5 protein-coding genes are annotated in these 3,154 nt (G+C 64.8%); 3 read left to right on the top strand and 2 right to left on the bottom strand.

What is annotated here, in order from left to right; translation table 11 throughout:
- The 3 genes from RT662_RS06585 to RT662_RS06575 all read left to right on the top strand — a co-directional run.
- Nucleotides 1–726, top strand: a 726-nt coding sequence (locus RT662_RS06585; protein ID WP_313669908.1) for a hypothetical protein, incomplete at its 5' end; no start/stop codon positions are given.
- Nucleotides 723–1,259 (top strand): DUF2141 domain-containing protein, encoded by a 537-nt coding sequence (locus RT662_RS06580; RefSeq protein ID WP_313669906.1) that lies wholly within the window; start codon nt 723–725, stop codon nt 1,257–1,259. The genes RT662_RS06585 and RT662_RS06580, both read left to right, overlap by 4 nt.
- Before the next feature lie 91 nt (nt 1,260–1,350).
- Nucleotides 1,351–2,517 carry a glycosyltransferase gene (locus tag RT662_RS06575; protein ID WP_313669905.1) on the top strand — a complete coding sequence of 389 codons (1,167 nt, stop codon included), beginning with the start codon at nt 1,351–1,353 and terminating at the stop codon, nt 2,515–2,517.
- Here RT662_RS06575 and RT662_RS06570 read toward each other — a convergent pair.
- Nucleotides 2,514–2,681, bottom strand: coding sequence for a hypothetical protein (locus RT662_RS06570; RefSeq protein WP_313669904.1), 168 nt, complete (start codon nt 2,679–2,681; stop codon nt 2,514–2,516). The two genes, RT662_RS06575 and RT662_RS06570, sit on opposite strands and share 4 nt — an antisense overlap.
- 56 nt (nt 2,682–2,737) lie before the next feature.
- Nucleotides 2,738–3,154: aminotransferase class I/II-fold pyridoxal phosphate-dependent enzyme (locus tag RT662_RS06565; RefSeq protein ID WP_313669903.1), on the bottom strand; the 417-nt coding region annotated here is incomplete at its 5' end.

The raw sequence follows: 3,154 nt of genomic DNA, 5'->3' as shown, positions 1-3,154 counted from the left end.
TGGTTGGTGTTTGCCCTTTCCTATTTTGCCGGGCCGCTGGGCGATTATGCCATTTTCCGCCGTCTGTGGCAGATTCCGGTGGCTGGGTTCTTCGCGTTGCTGCGCAAGCTGATCGGCAACGAACTGATCACCGGCTATGTTGGCGATCTCTATTTCTACACCTGGGCGCGGCAGCGTACCGGCATGACCTCGGCGCCGTTTGGTGCCGTGAAGGATGTTGCGATCCTTTCGGCGATGGCCGCCAATATCGTGACGCTCATTCTGATGGTGCTGGCCTATCCGCTGCTCGGCCAGTTGAAGCTGGGCATTGATTCGACTGCCTTTTTCGGTTCCGTGGCGCTGATGCTGGTGATTTCCAGCGGCGTGCTGTTCTTCCGCAAGAAGCTGTTCAGCCTGCCGGCACGCGATCTTTGGTATGTCACCTTCGTGCAGACGGTGCGGGTGATCGCCACCCTGGTGCTCACCGGCTGGTGCTGGCATCTGGCGTTGCCGGCGGAATCGGTGGAATTGTGGGTGCTGCTTTCGGCCATGCGCATGCTGCTGTCGCGGCTGCCGTTCCTGCCCAACAAGGATGTGGTGTTCGCCGCTCTGGCGGTGTTCATGATCGGCCAGGATGCCGAAGTGGGTGCGCTGATGGCGATGATGGCCAGCCTGCTGCTGGCGACGCACCTGGGCCTGGGCCTGTTGTTGGTGAGCGGCGAAGCGGCTGGATGGCGCAAGAAATGAAGATGATCTGGCTGGCGGCGCTGATGGCGCTGATGCCTGCGGCGGCTGCCGCGCAGGTGGAATCCAATCCCAATCTGGGCAAGGCCGAAGGGCAGTGCCGTCCGAACGAGGCCGGGCCGGCGGTGATCGTGACGATCACGGGCCTGAAGGATCGGCGCGGCACCCTGCGCGCCGAGCTGTATCCGGACAACGACAATGATTTCCTGCAGGACGACAATATCCTGATCAACCAGGGCAAGACCTTCCGCCGGGTGGAAATGCCGGTGCCGCAGGCCGGCGCCGTGCAATTGTGCGTGCGCACGCCCGGCCCCGGCGCCTACACGATGTCGCTGCTGCATGATCGCGATTCCAATCGGAAATTCGGCCTGTCCACCGACGGGGTCGGCTTTCCGGGCAATCCCCGCCTGGGCCTTTCCAAGCCCAAGGCCGCGGCCACCCGCTTCCAGACCGGGCCGGGCCTGACGCAGATTTCCATCCGCCTCAACTACCGCAAGGGCCTGTTCAGCTTCGGCCCGTTACGCGACGGGAACTGATCGGGGCTTGACCGCAGGCGCAGCCCGGCAGATTGACCGGATTGCGCCCGCCCGAATGCTCTGGAGCGGGTGCGGGAGTATCGCTTCGCCCATGAATCTCGTCGACATCTCGGCGCTCTATTCCCCGCAGGGCGGCGGCATCCGCACCTATACCCACCGCAAGCTGGAAGTGGCGGAAAAGCATGGCGTGCGGCTGACCGTGGTGGTGCCCGGCGCCGACGACAGCGTGCGCGAAGTGGGCAAAGCGCGGCTGGTCAACATCAAGAGCCCGCGCTTCCCGCTCGACCGCAACTATTTCTATTTCGCCAGTGATCGCATCATTCACGATGCGCTGAACGAATTTCAGCCGGATTTCATCGAGTGCTCCTCGCCATGGGGCAGTGCGGCGGCCGTGGCCGATTGGCCGGGCGCCGCGCCGCGCAGCCTGTTCATGCATGCCGAACCGCTGTCGGCCTGGGTCTATCGCTATCTCGATGGCTTCCTGCCGCGCCAGACGATCGATCGCAGTTTCGATTGGTTCTGGCGCTACCTGCGCCGGCTGGACGCACGCTATGATCAAGTGATTTCGGCAGCGCCCAGCCTGTCGAAACGGCTGCGTGATGGCGGGCTGACCCACGTGGTCGATAACGCGCTGGGCGTGGATCCGGGCGTGTTCTCTCCGGCCAACCGCGATGAAGAGCTGCGCGCCCGCCTGCTGGCCCAGTGCAGCCTGCCGCCTGATGCCACGCTGCTGATCGGCGTGGGCCGCCACAGCCATGAAAAACAATGGCCGATGGTGATCGCTGGAGTCACGGCGGCCAGTTACGGCCGGCCGCTGGGCCTGATCATCCTGGGCGACGGCCACGCCCGCGCTGCCGTAGCGCGCGCGGTGGGCGAAAACCCGCACATCCAGCTGATCGCCCCGGTGCGGGATCGCCCGGAATTCGCCCGCATCCTCGCCAGTGCCGACATGATGGTGCACGGCGCACCGGCCGAAACCTTCGGCATCGCCTGCGCCGAAGCCCGCGCCAGCGGCCTGCCGCTGATCGTGCCCGATGAAGGCGCGGCCTATGACCAATTGGAGCCGGGCATCGGCATGGCGTTCAAATCACTCGATGCCGCCAGTCTGGCCAGCACCATTGCGGACGCCATTCCGCAATTGCCGGCGATGCGCGCCAATGCGATGGCCGCCGCGCCGTTCGCGCGCACCATCGATGCGCATTTCGAAGCGCTGTTCCGCGGCTTTGCCGAGGTGCTGGAAAACCGACGCGCGGCTTAACGGGTGAGCGCGTAATAGATCACGTAGAACCACGACAGCAGCCCGTGGATGATCGCCCACAGCAGCGACTTGTGCAGGCTCCAGCTGATGGTCACGGCAATGGCCGAACCCAGGCTGATCCCGGTGCGAACCACTTCCCCGCTGCGCAGTCGCTGTTCGGCCATGTCCTGTCTCCCTGTTTCGCCGCCATAGTGCGTTATCTAGGCAATACACGCAAGGCTCAGGCCGCAAACAGGCTCCGCGCCCGGTTCAGCCGCGCCGCGCCTTCGTCCAGGATGGCATCCGATTTGGCGAAGCACAGCCGGATGAACGGCGTCTGCTGGCCATCGGGCATGAAGGCCGATAGCGGGATGGCGGCAATGCCGGGGTCGATCACTGCGGCCTCGCAGAAATCACGGTCGCCCATCTTGATGCCCGAAGCCGCCAGATCGGCCATCACGAAGTAGCTGCCCTGCGTTGGCAGCAATTTCCAGCCGTGGCGGGCAAGATCCGTCACAAGCCGGTCCCGCGCCGTCACGAACCGGACCCGGGCGGCAGCAAACCAGGCATCCGGCAGCGCCAGCCCGGCCGCAACCGCGGTCTGTAACGGCGGCGCGGTGGTGAAGGTGAGAAACTGGTGCACTTGCGCAACCTTCTC

Origin of the sequence: Sandarakinorhabdus sp. (assembly GCF_032115815.1) — a bacterium.
Taxonomy (GTDB): domain Bacteria; phylum Pseudomonadota; class Alphaproteobacteria; order Sphingomonadales; family Sphingomonadaceae; genus Sandarakinorhabdus.
This window is presented reverse-complemented; position numbering and strand designations above follow the sequence as displayed.

What these genes read in the sequence shown, in the direction of transcription:
- RT662_RS06580 (WP_313669906.1), top strand. Translation starts at nt 723, where the DNA reads ATGAAGATGATCTGGCTGGCGGCGCTGATGGCGCTGATGCCTGCGGCG.
- RT662_RS06575 (WP_313669905.1), top strand. Translation starts at nt 1,351, where the DNA reads ATGAATCTCGTCGACATCTCGGCGCTCTATTCCCCGCAGGGCGGCGGC.
- RT662_RS06570 (WP_313669904.1), bottom strand. Translation starts at nt 2,681, where the DNA reads ATGGCCGAACAGCGACTGCGCAGCGGGGAAGTGGTTCGCACCGGGATC.